Origin of the sequence: Methylomonas albis (assembly GCF_014850955.1) — a bacterium.
GTDB lineage: Bacteria > Pseudomonadota > Gammaproteobacteria > Methylococcales > Methylomonadaceae > Methylomonas > Methylomonas albis.
On sequence record NZ_JACXSS010000001.1, the window covers coordinates 1,325,214 to 1,345,125 of the forward strand.

Below are 19,912 nucleotides of genomic sequence, written 5' to 3' on the forward strand. Positions count from 1 at the left end.
GGCCTTAATAAGTCATGCAGGCCGCGCTTAATAAGCCCGCCGCCAGCGCAAAGCCGGCCAGCATGATGGCTGGCCCCAGTTCGTCGTCGGCGATGCGTTTGCACAGATCGGCAAAGGCCAGTCTCAAGCCAACAAACACCAGCACCTGCAAAAATAAAGCGATGCCGGCCCAGATCAACATATCCATAAATGACACGCTATTGGCGATAGCCCCGGACAGCGCCAATACAAAGCCCAGCAGCGCGGCGCTAAACGCCACCGCCGGCGCGGTTTTGCCCTCGCGGATCAGTTGGAATTCCGCGTAGGGAGTAATCCACAGATAACAGAAAGCAAACACGCCGGTTAGCGCGGCGGCCGCAACGAAGTGCAGAAAAAAGCCGTTGGCGCCGGCCAGGATGTGAGAGAGGTCTAGCGATTCCATAGTCAATTCTCGACGAAATAATGCGGGATGAACCGGCTATTGTTGCCGGTGATTTCGGTTTTGTCTTCCCGGATGCCGATGCCGGCCGGTTGATCGGCGATGACCCAGGAGCCGATCACCGGGAAATTGCCGGCAAAATTGGGCAGCGGCGTATAGCGTTGATAAATGCAGGCCTCGCCGCCGTAACTGCCGCCGGTTTCGACGAGGCTGGCGCCCCGGCGAATCTGGATATTGGCGCCTTCGCGGGAATACAGCGGTTTGCGCACATAATCGCCCAGTAATGGTTTATCGGCGAAGCTGGCCTCCAGCAAATTGGGGTGGCTGGGAAACAGCTCCCATAAAATCGGCAATAGGCCTTTGTTGCTGAGCAGCAGTTTCCAGGGCGGCTCCAGCATCGCCGGCCGGGCTTGCGGCAGGTAAGGGCCAAACTCTTCTTGCAACAGCCATTCCCAGGGATACAGTTTGAACAGCGCATTAATGGGGTTATTGCGCAGATCGACAAAGCGTTGCCGGCTGGCGTCCCAGCCGATTTGGTCGATAGCCAGACGATGGGTTTGCAGGCCGGCTTGCACGGCGGTATCGCGCATATATTCCAGATTGCCGCTGTCTTCGTCGCTGCTATCGACGCCGGCAAAATGCAGGCTGGGCTGACGCTGCCGGTAATGTTGCCAAAAGACCAGCAGTTTTTCGTGTATCGAATTGAATTGATCGGCGTTCGGATAGCAGTCCCGCAACCAGAACCATTGCACCACCGCCGCTTCCAGCAGCGCGGTGGGCGTGTCGGCGTTGTATTCCAGCAATTTCGGCTGGCCGCTGCCGTCCCAGGCCAGATCGAAACGGCCGTAAACGCTAGGCTCGCGGCGTTCCCAAGAATCGACAATATAGGGCACGGCCCAATCCGGAATCAGCAGTTTGTTGAACAATTTGCGGTCGATGATGGCCTGGACGGCTTGTAGACACAGCGCGTGCAATTCGGCGGTGGTGTCGTCGAGAATATCGATCTGGTTGGCTGTGAAGCGATAACAGGCCGATTCGTCCCAATAAACATCGCCGTCCAAGGTGTGATAAATCATCCCTACGGCTTCGACCCGCTGCTGCCAATCGGCGCGGGGCCTTATCTCGATCCGTTGCATGCTTAGCCGCCGAAAGAACTGTGCGAACCACCGAAGAAACCGAAGCCGCCGCGTCTGACCGAACTATGGCTGTCCGCGCTGCCGTTGCCGCGATAACTGGAGCTAGAGCCGCCGCCATGGCCACCGCTGCTTCGGCATTCAATCGGGTTGCCCTGGTCGTCTACGCAATCTTGTTGGCGTATCCGAAAATCGTCCGGGTTCCCATGATAATTGGCTAACGATAAGCCGCCCAATAACGCCAAGGAAACCTGCATGGAACGCCGAGGGACTGTCGCTTGCACCGGCCGCGTTTCCGGTGCGGCTTGCAACACGCTTTCCCAGGTGGATAGGCGGGGATAGAAGTCGTAGTGATAAAGCCCGCCTATCGACAGCAGCAGATAAAAATCCAGCCTGTTACCGCACAGCAGAAACAGCGGCAAGCCCAACCAGGCCACGCCATTGGCGATCAATGCGGAACGGAAGGCCTGCTGCTGGGCCTGCGCCACCCGTAAGGAATAGTTCGGCACGCCAGCGGGCGGCTTGGCTAGTGTTTGCAATAGCGGATAGGCCGCCAAGGCAATCCCAACAATCAACAAGCGCACCGGCCACGCCGGTAATTGCGGCGCGTAACCGGCAAATACCGGATGTTGCCAGTACAGCATCGTTGCATAGATCACGTATACCAACAGATATACGGCGGTCAGCACGGCCATGAAACGGAAGGACGACACCGCTTTGTCGAACTCCACGCAGACCGCGCTATTACTGCTCAATGGGCTGCTGGAGAAATTGCCCAGCCGATAGATGTTACGGCGATAGGAGTCCAGCCATAGTCGCAGCTCCGGCGACAAAAAATTGTTTGCTACCCGAATCGATTCTCGGATGTTTTTGCTGGAGCCGTGAAAAAATCGCAATGACTCACCGCTATTTCGGCTTCTGGATGAAACGTCCATCAATGCGTGAGTTGGAATTATGATTTGACCGAACCACATGCTCCTGACGATTTTGTCTGGATAAAAGGTAATTGATTCCACCGCAATAATGTCAAGACTCCACCAAACAATATAAGCGACCAACAAAATACAACTAACTTCGAGGAGGAAAAAATTGCTCAGAAATCCGATCCAAGCCAGCAGAAAGGCTAGCGCTAACCCCAATAGGGCTAGTAGTTTATTCCACAGGCTGTAAGTAAGAACCAGTTTTTTATTCAGCGACGACGATGGCATAGGCTCGGCTACATAAGGCGGTGGCGTTAGAATCGATTGCTCGGCAATTGTCGGCGAAGCATAGCCGCTACTCGGTGTTTTTGCTGAAAATAACGGATGGGTATTTGTCGCACGGAAGCCGGTTACCGATGGACTGACTTTAGCTTCAACTTTGCCTGTTTTGGTGCGCTGTCAGTTCCTTTTGGTGCGTGTGGCGGTCTGGGTTCGTTTAATTTCCTAGTGCAAAGCCCGTCGGCGCTGCATTTCTGTAGCTGGCACAGTCCGTGCTGCAGGTTACGCGGTGCAATGGCGCACCCTCGGTTCCCTTCAACAACGGCGTTGAAACGTTGCTGGTTTTATACCCGCAGCATTGTTTGCTCGTCCGTTGTCCCGCTTTATTGCCTTCAGGACTTTCGCTTACGAGTAACAAACACGCCAGTTTTCAGGGGAGCTTTAGCTTGCGCACTCAGGCTTAATCAAACGAATGGCGGTGCTTGATAAACACCGAAATTCAAATCCTTCCCACAATTTAAAGGTGAGTTATGTCCTATCTGATCCCTTCGGAATTCGTTACAAAGATGGTCGATGCCGGTGAATCCAAAATTTTCATGTCAACCCGCGATACGCTGATTCGGGCTTATATGGCCGGGGCTATCCTGGCCTTGGCGGCAGTATTTGCGGTGTCGATTACCGTGCAAACCAATTCGCCGATCTTTGGGGCCATTTTGTTCCCGGTCGGTTTTTGCATGCTGTATTTACTGGGTTTTGATTTGCTGACCGGGGTGTTTGTATTGACGCCGCTGGCTTTGCTGGATAAACGCGCCGGCGTGACAGTTAGCGGCATCCTCAGAAACTGGGGTTTGGTGTTTTTGGGCAATTTTCTCGGCGCTTTAACGGTGGCGGTGATGATGTCAGTGGTCTTTACCTACGGCTTCTCCGTGGAGCCGGACGCCGTTGGCAAAAAACTGGCCGGCATTGGCGAAGCGCGGACGCTGGGCTATGCCAAATACGGCCTGGCGGGATGGTTTACCATTTTCATCCGCGGCATGCTGTGTAACTGGATGGTATCCACCGGCGTGGTGGGGGCGATGATTTCCACCTCGGTCAGCGGTAAGGTAATTGCGATGTGGATGCCCATCATGCTGTTCTTTGCCATGACCTTCGAGCATTCGGTCGTGAACATGTTTTTATTTCCCTCCGGCCTGATCATGGGCGGCAATTTTTCGATTATGGATTATTTTGTCTGGAACGAGATTCCAACTGTGTTGGGTAATCTGGTTGGCGGTTTGGCTTTTACCGGTTTGACGCTGTATTCCACGCATGTCAAAACCGCGCCGAAGCGTTCTTTCAACTAAGCGCAATTCGATCCGGCCTCGACGCTATTTTGCCAGAGGCCTTTTTCTCGCTGTTCTAGGCAAAAGGAGTTAAAAATGACACGTAACGAAGTGACCGAATTGGTCGTCACGCAAAAACTAGCCAAGCAATTGAGCTGGGCGCAACTGGCTGAAGCGATTGGTTTAAGTAAGGAATGGACCACTGCGGCGCTGTTGGGGCAGATGACCTTGAACGCCGAGCAAGCCGCGATCATTGGCGCGCTATTGGAGTTGCCGCCAGCGGCTATCGCCCAACTGCAAATGGTGCCGTACAAAGGTTCGCTGCCCAGCGCCGTGCCGACCGATCCGTTGATTTACCGCTTTTACGAGCTGGTGAATGTCTACGGCACCACCTTTAAGGCCTTGATCCACGAAGAGTTCGGCGACGGCATCATGAGCGCGATTGATTTTAGTATGGACTTGCAGCGTGAGCCCGATCCGAAAGGCGACCGGGTCAAGATCGTGATGAGCGGAAAGTTTCTGCCTTACAAGAGTTACTGAGGCTGCTTTGCTTTAAACCATGTCCGGGAAACTAAGCATCACTGTAGGCCAATATTCCGACAAGGGCCGCAAGCCGCTGAATCAGGATTTTCATGGCGTTTATATTGCCAAGGAACCGCAGTTAAGCGCCAAAGGTATTGCGATAGCCTTGGCCGACGGCATCAGCAGTAGCGACGTTAGCCACATCGCCAGCCAGGCGGCGGTGACCGGGTTTTTGGCGGATTATTTTTGCACCTCGGAAGCCTGGTCAGTGAAAAAGTCGGTGCAACGGGTGCTGACGGCCACCAATTCCTGGCTGTACGCGCAAACCAGGCAAAGCCGCGATTGCTACGACATGGATCGCGGCTATGTCTGTACCTTGAGCGCGCTAGTGATCAAATCCACCACCGCGCATCTGTTTTCTGTGGGCGACACGCGGATTTATCGGGTAAGCGGCGATGAACTGGAACAGCTGACCCACGACCACCGTTTGTGGCTGTCTCAGGAAAAAAGCTATCTGAGCCGGGCCATGGGCATGGACTCGCATCTGGAAATCGACTATCAGGCGCTGACTGTCAGTTTGGGCGACATATTTGTGTTGGCGACCGACGGCGTCTACGAATACCTCACTCCGCGTTCTATCACCCAAACCATCGGCCAAGCCGGCGACGATTTGGACGCCGCAGCCAAAGCTATTGTCGAGGCGGCCTATGAAAATGGCAGCGGCGATAATCTGACGATACAAATTGTCCGCATCGACCAACTGCCACTACCCAGCGCCAACGAGCTGTATCAGTCCTTAACCGACTTGCCGTTTCCGCCGTCTTTGGAAGCCAGGATGGAATTCGACGGCTACACCATTGTCCGCCAATTACACGCCAGTAGCCGCAGCCATATCTACTTGGCGCTGGACAACGACACTCAGGCGCAGGTGGTGATAAAAACCCCTTCCATCGATTTGCGCGGCGATCCTGCGTATCTGGAACGTTTTCTGATGGAAGACTGGATTGCCCGGCGCATCAATAACGCCCATGTTTTAAAGCCCTGCGCGCAGACCCGCAAACGCAATTTTCTCTATGTGGCGACGGAATTTATCGACGGCCAGACCCTGAAGCAATGGATGATCGATCATTCGCAACCGGATCTGGAAACCGTGCGCGGCATCGTCGAACAAATCGCCAAGGGCTTGCGCGGCTTTCATAGGCTGGAAATGTTGCATCAGGATTTGCGGCCGGACAACATCATGATAGACAGCACCGGCACCGTTAAAATCATCGATTTTGGGTCGACCCGAGTGGCGGGTGTGATGGAAATGGGTACGCCCATCGGCCACCAGCAGATGCTCGGTACCGCACAATATACCGCGCCGGAGTATTTTCTGGGCGAGCCGGGCACCGTGCGTTCAGAGCAGTTTTCTCTGGCCGTGATTACCTATCAAATGCTCACCGGCAAACTGCCTTACGGGGCGGAAGTGGCTAAATGTAAGTCCCGGGCCGCACAAAACAAACTCAGTTACGACGCCACCTTGTACCGTAACCGGGATATTCCGGGCTGGGTTGACGACGCGATTCGCAAGGGCGCCCATCCCGATCCATATAAACGCTACGAAGACTTATCCGAATTCATCTTTGACTTACGCCATCCCAACCCGGCGTTTTTGACCAAAACCGGTTCGGCATTGCTGGAACGCAATCCAGCAGCGTTCTGGAAAGGCGTGTCCGGCATTTTGCTGGGCGTTATCGCGGCTTTGCTAATTAGCCTATCCACAAAAACCGAACAGCCCGAGACCATTAACTGCGCTCCTGACAGCCTGGCGGAACAGGGCAGGCCGGCCTCGGCGCCTGCGGCAAACCGGGCGGGGTCCTCACTCAACCATTAGCATGTCCTGGCTATCGCCAGCCCGGATTTAATTGTCTCTGCTATCCTTCCACCTGTGTCGGAAATCCTGCAAGGATTTCCACATTAATCGATGGGCTGAAAATTAACAATCATCGCCCACTTCTTGGTATGCTCCGGCTACATTAGTCCCAGCGTTAATGCATAACTTCCTAAATAACTAGAATTCAAAACTGGAGTTAGCCATGTCAGTCCGCCCGCTGCTTGTTACTTGTTGCGCTTGCCTGATAATCGGGTCCGCGCATGCGCAACCGGTCTCCACGGAAGAGGAAGAAAAAGCTTTGTCGCAAATCTACGGCACTGAGGATATGGTCAGTATCGCCAGTGGTTACAAACAACCGATTTCCAAAGCGCCTTCAATTGCCACCGTTATCACTGCAGACGACATCAAACAAATGGGTGCCACCGACATCGACGAAGCGCTGGAAAGCGTCCCCGGCCTGCATGTCGAACGCAACACGATAGGCTATAACCCGATTTACACGTTTCGCGGCATTTATTCGCAGTTCAATCAGCAAGTGCTGATGATGATTAATGGTATCCCGATTACCAATTCTTATACCGGCAGCCGCGGCGAGGTCTGGGGCGGCATGCCGATCCGCGACATTGCCCGTATCGAAATTGTGCGCGGGCCGGGATCGGCGGTATACGGTGCCGATGCGTTTGCCGGGGTGATCAACGTCATCAGCAAAACCAAACAGGACATTGAAGGCACCGAGGTCGGCGGCCGCGTTGGCAGCTTTGACACTTACGACGGCTGGGGCTTGCATGGCGGCGAATGGGCCGGCTTTGATGTGGCGTTGGCTTTTGAATACCACAAGACTGCGGGGCAAAATGCTATGGTCGATGCCGATCTGCAAAGCCAATTCGATAGTTTATTGGGGACCCACGCTTCGCTGGCACCGGGGCCGCTCAATTTGTCCCGCGACAATCTTGACGCCCGGCTGGATTTGGCGCGCGGCAATTGGCGGTTTCGTGGCGGGCTGCAACACCGTAGCGATTTGGGCAACGGCTCGGGCATCGCTCAAGCCCTGGACCCGGTCAACCGCTATGCCAGCGACCGCTGGAATGCCGACATCACTTACCATAACGGCGACATTGAAAACTGGGATTTGACGACGCAAGCCAGTTATTTCGAAACCAGCCAGGAAATCGAGCGCAATTTGACGCTATTTCCGGCCGGCGCGACCTTGCCCATCGGCGCCAATGGCCAGATCGGTGCCGGCGCGCCGGTCACCTTTCCCAGCGGTTACATAGGCAATCCGGAGGTGTGGGAACGGCATGTTCGCATCAATCAAACCTTCGCATACGGTGGCTTTCAAGCGCATCAGTTACGTAGCGGCATCGGTTTTAATTACGACAGCCTGTTCAAGGCGCGGGTCAGTCAGAACTTCGGTATCGATCCCGCCACCGGTACCCCAATACCGTCCTTGCCGGGCATTCCGCTGACCGACGTCTCCGGCACTTCCGCGACGTTCATCCCAGAAGTGGACCGGAAAGTGGCATACCTGTTTTTACAAGACCAATGGAATTTTGCCAACGACTGGAGTTTGACCGCCGGCGCCCGCTACGACCGCTATTCGGACTTCGGCAACACCTTCAATCCGCGCGCGGCCTTGATCTGGGAAGCCAGCTACGATTTAACGGCAAAACTGATGTATGGCTCGGCGTTTCGGGCGCCGTCGTTTCAGGAAATGTATATCATCAACAATCCGGCGCAACTCGGTAACTCCGCCTTGCGCCCGGAAACCATGGAAAACGTCGAGTTAGGTTTCGACTATCGGCCGACGGACAGCCTGCGCCTGGGTTTGAATTTCTTTAACTTCTGGTGGAAGGACATCATTCGTTTTGTACCGGATGCCAATGCCACCACCTCGACCGCGCAAAATACCGGTACCCAGCAAGGCTACGGTACCGAACTGGAAGCGGAATGGCAGGCCGCCGACAGCTTGAAAATTATCGGCAACTACGCTTATCAGCGTAGTCGTGACCAGGCCCTGGATCGCGATAGCGGCTATGCGCCGCACCATCAGGTCTATCTGCGTCTGAATTGGGAGTTTTTGCCCGATTGGCAAATCAGTCCGCAAGTGAAATGGATTGTGGGCCGAGATCGGAGTTTTGGCGATACGCGTAAGCCGGTCGCGGATTATACTTGGGTGGATGTGACGCTACGCCGGCAAAATCTGGCCAAGCATCTTGAAGTGGCTTTTTCGGTGCGCAATCTGTTCGATGTCAGCGCCCGGGAACCCAGTCTGGCCGGCAATCCGGCTGCCATTCCCAACGATTTGCCGTTGGCGCCGCGCAGTTTTTACGGCGAAATTAGTCTTCATTTTTAGTCGAGGCGCCGTTGGTCGGGTCTTGCTTTTACCGCAGTTCGGGAGTCATTTTGTTCTATAGACTTTTTTTTCAGCTAGGCTTGGCCTTATGTCTACTGTGCCCTTTATGCGGCGGTGCTTGGGCGCAAGCACCTACCGTTGCCATTGTTTACCCCGATGTGCGCGAGCCTTACCGTTCTGTGTTCATGGAGATTGCGCGCGGTATGGAACAAGAACTGGGTAAGCCGGTTGGTCATTACCTGCTGAGCGAGCGCGATAAGTCCGCAGAAAAATTGATTCAGGACCTAAAAAAGGATCGGATCGATGTGGTCGTGACGTTGGGCCGGGCCGGCTTGGCAGTTGCCAAATCGGTATCCACCGAATTTCCGGTGGTGATAGGGGCGACCATGATCCGGCCGGATGAGGTGCAAGGTTTGGCCGGTATCAGTTTGACGCCGGCCCCGGAAGCCATGTTTGACCATTTGAAGAAATTGGTGCCGGAGGTGAAAAAAATTACCGTGATCTACGATCCTCGGCAAACCGCTTGGGAGATCGAGCGCGCCGGACGGGCGGCACTTGAACGTGGCTTGACGCTGGTGGCGCAGCCGACCGGGAATTTACACGATTCCTCTGATCAATTCCGGCAGATTTTGCTGGAAATTAAAGACAATTCCATCGCCCTCTGGCTGCCGCGCGAAAATGCCGCAATGGACGAATCATCCTTGTTGCCGGAAGTGCTGCGCGAAGCCTGGGAGAAAAATTTCGTGGTGTTTTCCAGCAACCTCGATCACGTGCGTAAAGGCGCATTATTTTCGCTGTACCCGGACAATTTCAGCATGGGTCGTAGTTTGGCCGGTTTGGCCATTCAGCAATTACAGGCGGGCGGCAAATTCGAATCGGTCGAGCTGTTGCGGGACTTGCTGTTAGCCGTCAATCTACGCACTGCGGAACATCTGGGTTTGCGTTTTTCCAATCAGACGCGCCGCGAATTCGCGATGGTTTTCCCGGTGCCTTAAACGCAATGAAGCGTTTGCGGTGGCCTAGGTTCAAGCGGGCAAGCTTCCTGCAACAGCTTGCCGTGACCTTTTGTTTCGGTCTGGTGGTGATCTCGATATTGTCGGCATTCGGTATTTCTACCTTGTCTTACTATATCGTGCGCGATAAATGGGTCGCGCAAGGCCTGCAATCCACCGAAGCCTTTGCTGCACAGAGCACGCTAGCCTTGCTGTATGCCAGCAAGGAGAATGCCGAGGAGCCGGCCCGACGCTTCCTGGCGTTTCCCGACGTGCGCGGCGTCGCCATTTACAACAGTGTCCTGGAACCTTTATTCGAACGCGGCGAACCGGCCATGCCCGTCGCCGATGCCGACGCTGCGCGCTGGCCGGAATCCCTGGCCTTGGTGCATGAGAACGAGAAAGCCTGGTATTTTGCCGCTCCAGTGTTTGCGCGCAATACCACAGAGCAGGAGACCTCGCCGTTCGAGGCGCAAATGCCGGCGCCGGAATTGGTTGGCTACGTGCGTTTGGTGATGAGCAAGCAGTCACTCAGCGTCATGAAAGACCAAATTAGCTGGACTACTTTTGTGGCGTCCAGCGGCTCGGCCACGGTGTTTCTGCTGTTTCTATTGGCGATGTCGCGGCGTTTGACTCTACCGATTCAACAACTGGCGCTGAGGATGCGTAAGGCCTCCGCTGGCGAGAAAAACGTGCGGGCCAGGTTGAGCGGGCCGCGCGATATTATCGAAATGGGCGAAGCCTTCAATACGATGATGGCGGTGTTGGAAACCCGGGAAAAGCAGTTGGAGCGGGCTCGCGACTCGGCGCTGGAATCGGCGCGCCTGAAAGGCGAGTTTGCCGCCAATGTCAGCCACGAACTGCGCACGCCGCTGAACGCGGTGTTGGGTATGCTGGAGTTGCTGCAAGACATGGGGTTGACGCCCAAGCAGCTGGAATACTCGATGGTAGCCCGCAACGCCGGCGAAGCGCTGTTGAAGTTAATCGAAGATATTCTGGATTTCTCACGCATCGAATCCGGGATGATGAAGCGGCAGCCGGTCGACTTCGTGCTTTACGAAACCTTGGATGAGGTCGTGGAGTTGATGTCCGCTCAGGCGCACCGCAAGAATCTGCAACTCACTTACTCCATAGCCGACGATATTCCGTTGGTGTTGAACGGTGAAGCGTCCAGGGTGCGGCAGGTGCTGATTAATCTGATCGGCAACGCGCTGAAGTTTACCGAACAAGGCGGTATCGTCATTGATGTCCACGCCGAAGCGGCGGAAAGTGATGCCATCCAGTTGAGGTTTTGTGTGACCGATACCGGGATGGGCATACCCGAGGCAGCGCAAGCCAGTATCTTTGACGCCTTTGTCCAGGCCGACGGTTCCAGGACTCGACACTATGAGGGTGCGGGCCTGGGACTGGCAATTTGCCGGCAGTTGGTGCAACTGATGGGGGGGCAAATCGGCGTCCAAAGTCGGGAAGGGCAGGGTAGTTCGTTTTGGTTTACGGTACCTTTCAAGCCGCCACGCGGTAATGAGGGCATCTCAGAGGCCAGGCAAGCCTATTTCGCCAATCTGCGGATATTGGTCGTTACCGAGAATGACAAAATGCGGCAATTTTTGGCGCAAAGTCTGGAGCGCTGGAAAATTCACTACCGACACAGCGGCTACGGCATTAAAGTCGTGGACATGTTGCGTTCCGCCAGTGATCAAGACCAGGCTTATCATTTTGTCATCATCGATCTGAGAGATAACGGCGACAACACTTGGGTGGATATGATCGTACACGATCCGGCGCTCGCCGATGTCAAAATCGTACTGTTGTCCGAGCCCGGCAACGCTGTCAATCTATCGCGCTTGCCAAACGTTGCCGCGCAGTTGGCGAAACCGGTACAAGTTTCCAAACTATACGATTTCATATTGACCGCCGGGCAAGATTATCAGGAACCTGGGTCCGGTTTGGTAACAGAAGTCGAGCAAACCGTCGCACTAGGGCGACGGATATTGATTGTCGAAGACAACCGCGCCAGTCAAATGGTGGCGGCGGGTATGCTGGAGCGACTCGGTTGCCGCTATGAAATCGCCGGCTCCGGCGTCGAGGCCTTGTCCTGGCTGGAGCATCAGGCTTTCGATTTGATCCTGATGGACTGCCACATGCCGACTATGGACGGCTTTGAGGCTACTCGACGCATTAGATTGTTGCCGGAACCGCTGGGCCAGCTGCCGATCGTGGCAATGACCGCCAATGCCCAGCAAGGCGATAGCGATTTATGTCTGGCGGCCGGGATGGACGATTATCTGGCCAAGCCGATCAAGCTCAAGCCGTTGCGAGAGAAACTGCTGAGTTGGTTCGAGGGCAGGCCGTGCCTGACCGCCGAACCGCTCTCGCCGGACCATGCGTTCGAGACGCTGGATCATGCGGTTTTACTGCAATTGCGCGACGAAATCGGCCAGGGTTTCGTGAAGATGGTCGGCTATTACCTGGAAGATGCGCCGGCGCAAATCGAGCAAATCGCCCTAGCGCTGGCCACGGACAATCGCGCACAATTATGCGAATCGGCCCATGGCCTGAAAGGTGCCAGTCGCAACCTGGGTGCGGAAAAACTGGCGCTGATTGCCCGGCAACTGGAAGAGCAGGCGGCTCATGCGCAGATTGAAAATGGCGAGGCGTTGTTACAGCAGTTGCGCGACGAATTCCGTTACATCGAACAACTGTTGCGCTTGGAAATGGGTGGGGAAGCCGGTGCTGATCCGATCCCTCAGGCGGGCCCCAGAATCCTGGTGGCGGACGACGATAGAGCCATGCGTTTTGCCTTGCAAGATGTTCTGGAGAAAGATGGCTACCGGGTGGATTTGGCCGGCACCGGCCGGCAGGCACTGGCGTTGTGCCAGCGGAAAATGGCTGATTTGATCTTGATGGATGCGATGATGCCGGAGATGGATGGTTTCGAGGCCTGCCGCAAAATTCGCGCGCTACCCCACGGCACCGACGTGCCGATACTGATGATCACCGCACTGGAAAACGACCATTCGGTGGAATTGGCATTCTCGATCGGGGCTAACGATTACATTCCCAAGCCGATCCATTTCGCGGTATTGCGTAAACGTATCGCGCATTTGTTGGAGGCCAGCCTGACGCAGCGGACCTTGAATCGCCTGGCTTACCACGATCCCTTGACCAATCTGGCCAATCGCGCGCAATTCATCGACAGGCTGAATTCGGTCATAGCTACCGGCGCGGATCAAAATCAGCTTCATGCCGTGCTGTTCCTGGATTTGGATAGGTTCAAGCTGACTAACGACACCTTGGGACACGATGTCGGGGACCAATTGCTGAAAGCCGCAGCAGAACGGATTCAAGGTTGCGTGCGCCGGGAAGACATGGTTTCTCGGTTCGGCGGCGACGAATTTACCCTGCTGCTGAAAAATATCACCAATCCGCAAGTCGCCGCTGCCGTTGCCGACAAGATTTGTATCGCCATCGCCCAGCCATTCTCACTGATGCAGCAGGAGTTTTACATCAGCTCCAGTATCGGCATTTCTTTGTATCCGGCCGACGGTACAGACAGCGGTTTGCTGATCAAACACGCCGATACCGCGATGTATCGCGCTAAGGAACAGGGTAATACTTACTGTTTTTATGAAGACAACATGGAATTTGTCGTGTCGACCAAGCTGCGTCTGGAAAGCGATTTACGCCGGGCGTTGCAACGCGAAGAGTTCTTTCTGCACTACCAGCCGCAAATCGATCTGGATTCCGGACGGATCGTCGGCGCTGAGGCGTTGATCCGTTGGCGGCATCCCGAATTGGGCTTGATAGCGCCTGATCAGTTCATTCCGGTCGCCGAAGAAATCGGCCTGATCGAGGCGATAGGCGCATGGGTGTTGGGCGAGGCGTGTCGGCAGAGCCAAATTTGGCGGCAAAGCGGCTATCCGCCCTTCACGATGGCGGTCAACGTATCGGCACGGCAATTGGATCAAGAAGACTTTGTCGCGCAAGTTATCGCTATCGTCAACGAATCCGGCTTCCCCGCCGAATATCTGGAATTGGAACTAACCGAAAGTTTGTTCATCCGCAATCCGGGGCAGAAGCGCGCTGTCCTGGCCAAGCTCAGGGAAGCCGGCTTGCAAATTTCGATAGACGATTTCGGCACCGGCTATTCCAGTCTGAATCAACTCAAGCAATTTGCCTTCGACAAGTTGAAAATCGATCGCTCGTTTGTGGCAAACATCCCCGACGACGCCGATGCCGCGGCGATCGTGCTGGTGATTATTTCCATCGCCAAGATCCTGAAATTCAAGGTGATAGCGGAAGGCGTGGAGACCGAGCAGCAGGCGCAATATTTGTTGCGAAACGACTGCGACGAAGCGCAGGGCTATCTGTTTGGCAAGCCGATGTCCGCCGAAGCGTTTTCGGCCTTGTTGGCGCAGTCTAACCTGGCTTTGGATTAGCTACTAACAAATAGCGGTGGCTTCGCTCATTCATTATTCCCGATTTATCGGTAAGGCCGCGATACGCTGTTCGATGCCTTGCATCAGTTGTTTGTAGGCTTCGCCGTCGGTGCCGCCGAAGCGGCGGATAAACTCGGCTTCGGTTAGCGATTCAGGTAAATCGGCAGTGGCCGGCATCATTTGATTTTCATCGGCGCTGGCCAGTAATGCTTGGATTTTCTGCGCCAGTGCCGGGCTGGCGACCGCTTGTTCGCCCATGCGCGTACCGGTCCGGTCGGCGGCAAGGTCGTTAAACGAAAAGCCGCTGCCGCCGCGGGAATCTTCTATTTCCTTGAAAAGTCCCACCGCGTCGGCCAAAGGGGTGCCCGAATAGGCTGCCAACATCGCCGAGACCAGATAATGTTTGGTCAAATCGTCGCGGCCGTTCAGCGTCACCTGGCGCCAAAGTGGGCGCGGCCAGAACCCCGATTCCGGGACGATTTTCATTAGAGGCTGTCGATTGACGTACAGCGTGAGTATCAAGATCAATGCGCGGTTTTCCGCGATTGGGTCGCCGCTGGCGCTTCTTTGTAGGGCCAATTTAAATAAGGGTTTGGTGTAATCGGTCAGGCTGAGGCTTTTGTTCGCTGTTTGGCTTAGTTCGGCCAAACGTCGCTGATAGGCTTCCAGCCGCTGCTGATCCTCCGGGGATAGTAACGCGCCGCGCAGCTTGCCGGGTAAATCGGCTTGCCAACGATAAGTGACCGTCAGACGCTGGCTTTGAAATTGCACGTGTTTGACAATGTTGGCGAAGGCTTGCCGGTCCGCTGCTGGTTGCAAGATGTTGAGGGCTAAATTCAGCAGGGGCTTGGCCAGTAAGCCCGGAATCCAAAGTTTGCCTACGGATAAATGGTCCACTGTCGGCAAACCGGCTGATTGCCTGAGTTCCAGTGCCAGATTGACGTATCGGCCCACAGGATTGGCCGGCAAGTGCAGTGTCGCTTCGATGAGGGCGCGGTCTTCATCGATCCGTAAGCTCGCCACGCCGTTGGCGTATTGATTGGCGAAGTAATTGATTGCCAGATCCAGCTCTTGTTGGGCTAGTTTAACTCTAGCGATAGCGCCGGATTGCAAACGGCGCGGATCGTTTTGCCGAAAAATTAGTTTGGCGCGGGCAATTTGTTCCGGCGTCAAGTCGGCGCGGTTTTGTAATTTTGGCTTATCGTCAATCGCCAGCAGCAACGTCAATCCAAGAAGAACAGGTAAAAGTAATGTCGCCAGCAGCAAGCATTTTGTAATCCATTTCATAGATGGTTCTATCCAATTCTTGCTATCGGCGATGCTAACCGTTTAACCCGGTTGCAAGGGCTTTTACTTAATGTCTATTCCGCTGCTCTTCGTATACGGCCGGGCTGACGCCGGCGCTTGCCAGGTATTCGCGCAGATGTTTGATTTCTTGCTTATTACAAATGCCGCTGTGATGTGGGTGATGCAACACGCCTTCGATCGAATTCAAGGTCACATGAAAGCGCGCACCATGGCTGGGTTGCAGATCGGCACCCAGGTGATGCAGCAGGGATTCGACTTCTCGCCAATGGATATTGCCGCTAACCGGATCCTGGAATATCGCCCGTAGCAGATTTAAATGGTGGCTCATGGCTGCATCCTCCTAAATGTTAAGTTAACAGCTTACGCCTGAAATGCCACGGCGTTCAACTTGGCAAGGGATAGGGCTACGGCGTTGGAGTGGTGGCGTGCAGGCTTATTTGTTTCATAAAAAGAAACAACCCATGTTTTAAATGGCTTATTGTAAATAAATTGTAAAGGTTTATAGTTAAGTCGTCTTCATTAAAACGACTGCAACCCAGTCAAGGCGGAAAAATGAACAAGTCAAACAACCTGTACAAAGATATCGTTACCGGATTGTTTTTCACTGTGGGCATCTTTAGCTTTATGTCCGGACAGTTCGTTCTTTCCACTATGTTGTTCGGCGCGGCGTCTTTATTCAGTAATCTGAATGTTGCCAAACCGATCAGGATCTAAGTTTTTTCGTAGTACCTCCTCCGTTGTAAATGCTCCACATTCCATAGCCCCCATCCTGCTCAAGGCGGGGGCTTTTTTTGTGCTTATCTTCAGTCCTGGTTTGATTTTTTTGCGGTGTCCGAAACCACGGTATATTCGGCTTCCAGGCTTTGATCATCGACCTGCGCATTTTTAATTTTTCGCAGCAGCCACCAGCCTCTGGCACCGATTATCGCCACCGGAATCAACAGTAAGGCAAAAAATGCCGAAAACACCACTGTACCCAATATCGCGCCGGCAAACATTGCCGGGATGGTCAGTAGATTAGACAGCTTGCCCTGTGCGGATGACTCAAGGCGGGGGGAGCCGGCGTTGTCGATGCGGATGGTTTTTTTGTAAATTTTTAACATGTCGGGCACCTATATAAATGGTACGAGGCCGGCCTCGTACCCGAAAAGGACTAGCGGGTCGTCAGCTTTCCAGGGTGGGTATTTTCGCATAACCGCTGCAAACAGTTTGGATGTTAAAAAATTCTCCAGCCATAATTGCACGGCCGGGTAGGGCGCACTGGCGAACCAGGCGTTATCCACTGCGGCAAACTGGCGGATAAATGGCAAAATAGCTGCATCGGCCCAGCCAAAACTATTGCTGCATAAGTAGTGCGTGCGCTGCAAACGGCTTTCCAGCTCGGCTAAAAACAACTCGCCTTGTTGACAGTAATCGGCTTGGGATTGTTCCGGATAGCGGTCTGCGTATTTGTAGCGGTCCAAATAGTATTTGAAATCGCCGTCGTTCCACTCGATTAAGCGCTTCGCATCTTCCGGTGATTGGCCAAGCCAATCTTGCGGATCTTGTTGCGCTAATGCCCACAGCATAATATCCAGGCTTTGTTCGATGACTTGGCCGTTGGCTAGCAGTAATACCGGCACCGTGCCTTTGGGTGAAATGGCCAGCATCGCCTCCGGCTTATGGTTGAGCTCGATTTCGCGAATAGCCACGTCGACGCCGGCCGTCGCGATGGCTAGCCGCGCTCGCATCGCATAAGGACAACGGCGGAAACTGTAAAAGATGGGATAAATTGGTTCGGGGCTAGAGCTTGATGTAATCATGCGGAGTTTTTAGTCTTGAATAGCAGCCGGACTGTCGGCGATACATTACTGTAAATGATCGTTGATTAAAGTCTGGTAAAATAGCGTTTTTTTACATCAAGCCATTTATTTAGCCACACGCCCGCACGGCGGCAACGCTCTTTTTACTCTTAATTCTCGGACACTCTCTTGATTTCTACCGCTAATATCACCATGCAATTCGGGGCCAAGCCCCTGTTTGAAAACGTTTCCGTCAAGTTCGGCAACGGCAACCGTTACGGCCTGATCGGTGCCAACGGCTGCGGCAAATCAACCTTTATGAAAATCCTCAGCGGCGATCTGGAGCCGACCGCCGGCAACGTCAGCGTCGATGCCAACGAACGCCTGGGTATCTTGCGCCAGAATCAATTCGCCTACGAGGAGCAACGGGTGTTGGACGTGGTGATGATGGGCCATGCCGAGATGTGGGCGGCTATGTCTGAACGCGATGCAATCTACGCCAATCTGGAAGCCAGCGAAGACGACTATATGCGCGCCGCCGATCTGGAATCGGTGTTCGCCGAATACGGCGGCTATACCGCCGAAGCGAGGGCCGGCGAATTGCTGTTGGGCCTGGATATTCCGCAGGCGCAACACAGCGGCCCAATGAGCGCGGTGGCGCCGGGCTGGAAATTGCGGGTATTGCTGGCGCAAGCCTTGTTCTCCAATCCCGACATCATGTTGCTCGACGAGCCGACCAACAACCTGGACATCAACACTATCCGCTGGTTGGAAAACGTGCTGAACGAGCGCAACTCGACGATGGTGATCATCTCGCATGACCGGCATTTTCTGAACAGCGTCTGTACCCATATGGCCGATCTGGACTATGGCGAATTGCGGGTTTATCCGGGCAATTACGACGATTACATGACCGCCGTGACTCAGGTGCGTGACCAATTGCTGGCCGGTAATGCCAAGAAAAAGGCGCAAATCGCCGAGCTGCAAACCTTCGTGGCGCGTTTCTCCGCCAATGCCTCCAAAGCCAAGCAAGCCACCTCGCGCGCGCGGCAGTTGGAGAAAATCAAACTCGACGAAGTCAAACCGTCCAGCCGGGTTAATCCGTTTATTCGTTTCGACCAAACCAAAAAGCTGTATCGCTTAGCTTTGGAAGCCAAAGATTTGGTTAAAGGCTATGGTGCGGAACCCTTGTTCAGAAATTTGAACATGATGATCGCGGTCGGCGAGCGGGTGGCGGTGATCGGCCCTAACGGTATTGGTAAATCCACCTTGTTAAAAACCCTGGTCGGCGATTTGACGCCGGACAGCGGTGAAGTGAAATGGTCGGAAAATGCCGAAGTCGGTTATTTTGCTCAGGATCACGCTGAAGATTTTGCCGAAGACATGCCGCTGATCGAATGGATGGGCCAATGGCGCAAAGAATCTGACGACGATCAGACCATCCGCGGCACGCTGGGGCGTTTGCTATTTTCCAATGATGAGATCAACAAATCCGTGAAAGTGATTTCCGGCGGCGAGCAAGGCCGGATGTTGTTCGGCAAATTAATTCTGCAAAAAAACAATGTGATGGTGCTGGACGAACCCACCAACCATTTGGATATGGAATCGATCGAATCGTTGAATGCCGCGTTGGAAAGCTATCCCGGCACCTTGATTTTCGTCAGTCACGACCGTGAGTTTGTGTCATCGTTGGCGACCCGCATCATCGAATTGACGCCGACCGGCATCGTCGATTTCAGCGGTAACTACGAAGATTATTTGAACAGCCAGGACATTAGTTAGGGCTATCAGGCGCAATCCGTATTGCGCCGAAAGTGGCGAGGAGGGTACCTCAGAAGTACCCCTCCGAGCTTACGAAGTACCCGGTCGAGCTTGTCAGCTATCCCGTCAATCTTCCGCAGTATCCGGCCAATCTTTCGTATTGCCATGCCGATCTTTTTCGGGGTCAAGGTGATTGTTTTAGGATTGCGGCCAATCTTTTTGGGTAGCCAATCGATGCTCGCCGCTACCATCTCGATTGTTTGCGTATCAAGCGGCGGGCAAAATTGGCAACTGTCTAGTATTTGCTCTTGAATCGTGAGCAGCGAAGGGTGAATGTCGCCGTTCAAGAGCCCCCAACTAATCGGTAAAGAAAACATGGCAGGTATTGAATGCGGAGCGGCCAAGCTGCTTTGCCGACTGCTTGGGGGCTTATCGTCCATTGGCAATGGCGCTTGCAAGATGGTGTGCGAGTTTGCTGCTAGTTGGCCTTAAATAGCGTTCCTACCTGGCAATTGCCGGATTGATGGCAATGCGTACACTTTGCTGTTGCCTCGGGTAAGAGATCAGTCTGCCCGGTCTCAATAATGGAACGTAATAATTGCGCTGTGAACCTAAGGTCGGGTAACTTCGGGCCAAACTGCGGATAGCCCAGTCCAAGCAGCAAGGAGCCAGCGAACTGGGCCTTGTTATCGCGGCCGTCCGACATCGATGCGTCTAACAAATACCGCGTAAGTGGGCAATTTTCGCCGAACACTATTTCGCTCGTCATCAATAAGTTGTGGGATACCAGTAAGGGCGCCCAGCATAC

General features: G+C 54.2%; 15 protein-coding genes. 8 read left to right on the plus strand and 7 right to left on the minus strand.

The genetic code is table 11. From position 1 onward, the window contains the following. Positions 1-4: 4 nt before the first annotated feature. The 3 genes from EBA_RS06170 to EBA_RS06180 are packed head-to-tail and all read right to left on the minus strand — an operon-like array spanning position 5 to position 2,759. Positions 5-421 (minus strand): DUF350 domain-containing protein, encoded by a 417-nt coding sequence (locus EBA_RS06170; protein ID WP_192373832.1) that lies wholly within the window; start codon positions 419-421, stop codon positions 5-7. 2 nt (positions 422-423) lie between these two features. Then, entirely contained in the window at positions 424-1,554 is a 1,131-nt protein-coding gene (locus EBA_RS06175) for a glutathionylspermidine synthase family protein (protein ID WP_192373833.1), read from the minus strand. Positions 1,555-1,556: 2 nt separating this feature from the next. Beyond that, entirely contained in the window at positions 1,557-2,759 is a 1,203-nt protein-coding gene (locus EBA_RS06180; protein WP_192373834.1) for a hypothetical protein, read from the minus strand. 521 nt (positions 2,760-3,280) lie between these two features. Here EBA_RS06180 and EBA_RS06185 point away from each other — a divergent pair. The 6 genes from EBA_RS06185 to EBA_RS06210 all read left to right on the plus strand — a co-directional run bounded on the left by EBA_RS06185 (position 3,281) and on the right by EBA_RS06210 (position 14,254). Next, a complete protein-coding gene (locus EBA_RS06185) occupies positions 3,281-4,093 on the plus strand; it encodes a formate/nitrite transporter family protein (RefSeq protein WP_192373835.1) in 813 nt (270 codons plus the stop codon). 75 nt (positions 4,094-4,168) lie between these two features. Next, a complete protein-coding gene (cynS, locus tag EBA_RS06190) occupies positions 4,169-4,612 on the plus strand; it encodes a cyanase (RefSeq protein WP_192373836.1) in 444 nt (147 codons plus the stop codon). A 19-nt stretch (positions 4,613-4,631) separates the two neighbouring features. Further along, positions 4,632-6,470, plus strand: coding sequence for a bifunctional protein-serine/threonine kinase/phosphatase (locus tag EBA_RS06195; RefSeq protein ID WP_225615973.1), 1,839 nt, complete (start codon positions 4,632-4,634; stop codon positions 6,468-6,470). 202 nt (positions 6,471-6,672) lie between these two features. After that, positions 6,673-8,823 (plus strand): TonB-dependent receptor plug domain-containing protein, encoded by a 2,151-nt coding sequence (locus EBA_RS06200; protein ID WP_192373837.1) that lies wholly within the window; start codon positions 6,673-6,675, stop codon positions 8,821-8,823. Positions 8,824-8,873: 50 nt separating this feature from the next. Continuing rightward, positions 8,874-9,818, plus strand: a complete 945-nt coding sequence (locus EBA_RS06205; RefSeq protein WP_192373838.1) for an ABC transporter substrate-binding protein — start codon at positions 8,874-8,876, stop codon at positions 9,816-9,818. Between the two features lie 5 nt (positions 9,819-9,823). Then, entirely contained in the window at positions 9,824-14,254 is a 4,431-nt protein-coding gene (locus EBA_RS06210) for an EAL domain-containing protein (RefSeq protein ID WP_192373839.1), read from the plus strand. Between the two features lie 33 nt (positions 14,255-14,287). Here EBA_RS06210 and EBA_RS06215 read toward each other — a convergent pair whose 3' ends face one another. Both EBA_RS06215 and EBA_RS06220 read right to left on the minus strand, forming a co-directional pair. Then, the gene (locus EBA_RS06215; RefSeq protein ID WP_192373840.1) at positions 14,288-15,541 is read right to left on the minus strand and encodes a hypothetical protein; all 1,254 of its coding nucleotides are present in this window, start codon (positions 15,539-15,541) and stop codon (positions 14,288-14,290) included. Between the two features lie 67 nt (positions 15,542-15,608). Continuing rightward, positions 15,609-15,890: a type II toxin-antitoxin system HicA family toxin gene (locus EBA_RS06220; RefSeq protein WP_192373841.1), complete on the minus strand. Its 282-nt coding sequence runs from the start codon at positions 15,888-15,890 to the stop codon at positions 15,609-15,611. A gap of 224 nt (positions 15,891-16,114) precedes the next feature. Between EBA_RS06220 and EBA_RS06225 the strand changes: the two genes are divergently transcribed. Then, positions 16,115-16,276, plus strand: a complete 162-nt coding sequence (locus tag EBA_RS06225; protein ID WP_192373842.1) for a hypothetical protein — start codon at positions 16,115-16,117, stop codon at positions 16,274-16,276. Positions 16,277-16,365: 89 nt separating this feature from the next. Here the strand turns inward: EBA_RS06225 and EBA_RS06230 are convergent, their stop codons facing one another. Beyond that, on the minus strand, positions 16,366-16,665 hold the full coding sequence (locus tag EBA_RS06230; RefSeq protein ID WP_192373843.1) for a hypothetical protein: 300 nt from the start codon (positions 16,663-16,665) through the stop codon (positions 16,366-16,368). A gap of 9 nt (positions 16,666-16,674) precedes the next feature. Beyond that, positions 16,675-17,364 (minus strand): glutathione S-transferase, encoded by a 690-nt coding sequence (locus tag EBA_RS06235; RefSeq protein WP_192373844.1) that lies wholly within the window; start codon positions 17,362-17,364, stop codon positions 16,675-16,677. A gap of 168 nt (positions 17,365-17,532) precedes the next feature. On the opposite strand from EBA_RS06235, the gene EBA_RS06240 reads away from it, so the two are divergent. After that, positions 17,533-19,125: an ABC-F family ATPase gene (locus EBA_RS06240; RefSeq protein ID WP_192373845.1), complete on the plus strand. Its 1,593-nt coding sequence runs from the start codon at positions 17,533-17,535 to the stop codon at positions 19,123-19,125. The last annotated feature ends 787 nt before the right edge of the window (positions 19,126-19,912 follow it).

Excerpts from the sequence above, each read along its gene's own strand:
- EBA_RS06220 (WP_192373841.1), bottom strand. The coding sequence starts at position 15,890 with ATGAGCCACCATTTAAATCTGCTACGGGCGATATTCCAGGATCCGGTT.
- EBA_RS06180 (WP_192373834.1), bottom strand. The coding sequence starts at position 2,759 with ATGCCATCGTCGTCGCTGAATAAAAAACTGGTTCTTACTTACAGCCTG.
- EBA_RS06235 (WP_192373844.1), bottom strand. The coding sequence starts at position 17,364 with ATGATTACATCAAGCTCTAGCCCCGAACCAATTTATCCCATCTTTTAC.
- EBA_RS06210 (WP_192373839.1), top strand. The coding sequence starts at position 9,824 with ATGAAGCGTTTGCGGTGGCCTAGGTTCAAGCGGGCAAGCTTCCTGCAA.
- EBA_RS06185 (WP_192373835.1), top strand. The coding sequence starts at position 3,281 with ATGTCCTATCTGATCCCTTCGGAATTCGTTACAAAGATGGTCGATGCC.
- EBA_RS06230 (WP_192373843.1), bottom strand. The coding sequence starts at position 16,665 with ATGTTAAAAATTTACAAAAAAACCATCCGCATCGACAACGCCGGCTCC.
- EBA_RS06215 (WP_192373840.1), bottom strand. The coding sequence starts at position 15,541 with ATGAAATGGATTACAAAATGCTTGCTGCTGGCGACATTACTTTTACCT.
- EBA_RS06195 (WP_225615973.1), top strand. The coding sequence starts at position 4,632 with ATGTCCGGGAAACTAAGCATCACTGTAGGCCAATATTCCGACAAGGGC.
- cynS (WP_192373836.1), top strand. The coding sequence starts at position 4,169 with ATGACACGTAACGAAGTGACCGAATTGGTCGTCACGCAAAAACTAGCC.
- EBA_RS06170 (WP_192373832.1), bottom strand. The coding sequence starts at position 421 with ATGGAATCGCTAGACCTCTCTCACATCCTGGCCGGCGCCAACGGCTTT.
- EBA_RS06200 (WP_192373837.1), top strand. The coding sequence starts at position 6,673 with ATGTCAGTCCGCCCGCTGCTTGTTACTTGTTGCGCTTGCCTGATAATC.
- EBA_RS06175 (WP_192373833.1), bottom strand. The coding sequence starts at position 1,554 with ATGCAACGGATCGAGATAAGGCCCCGCGCCGATTGGCAGCAGCGGGTC.
- EBA_RS06225 (WP_192373842.1), top strand. The coding sequence starts at position 16,115 with ATGAACAAGTCAAACAACCTGTACAAAGATATCGTTACCGGATTGTTT.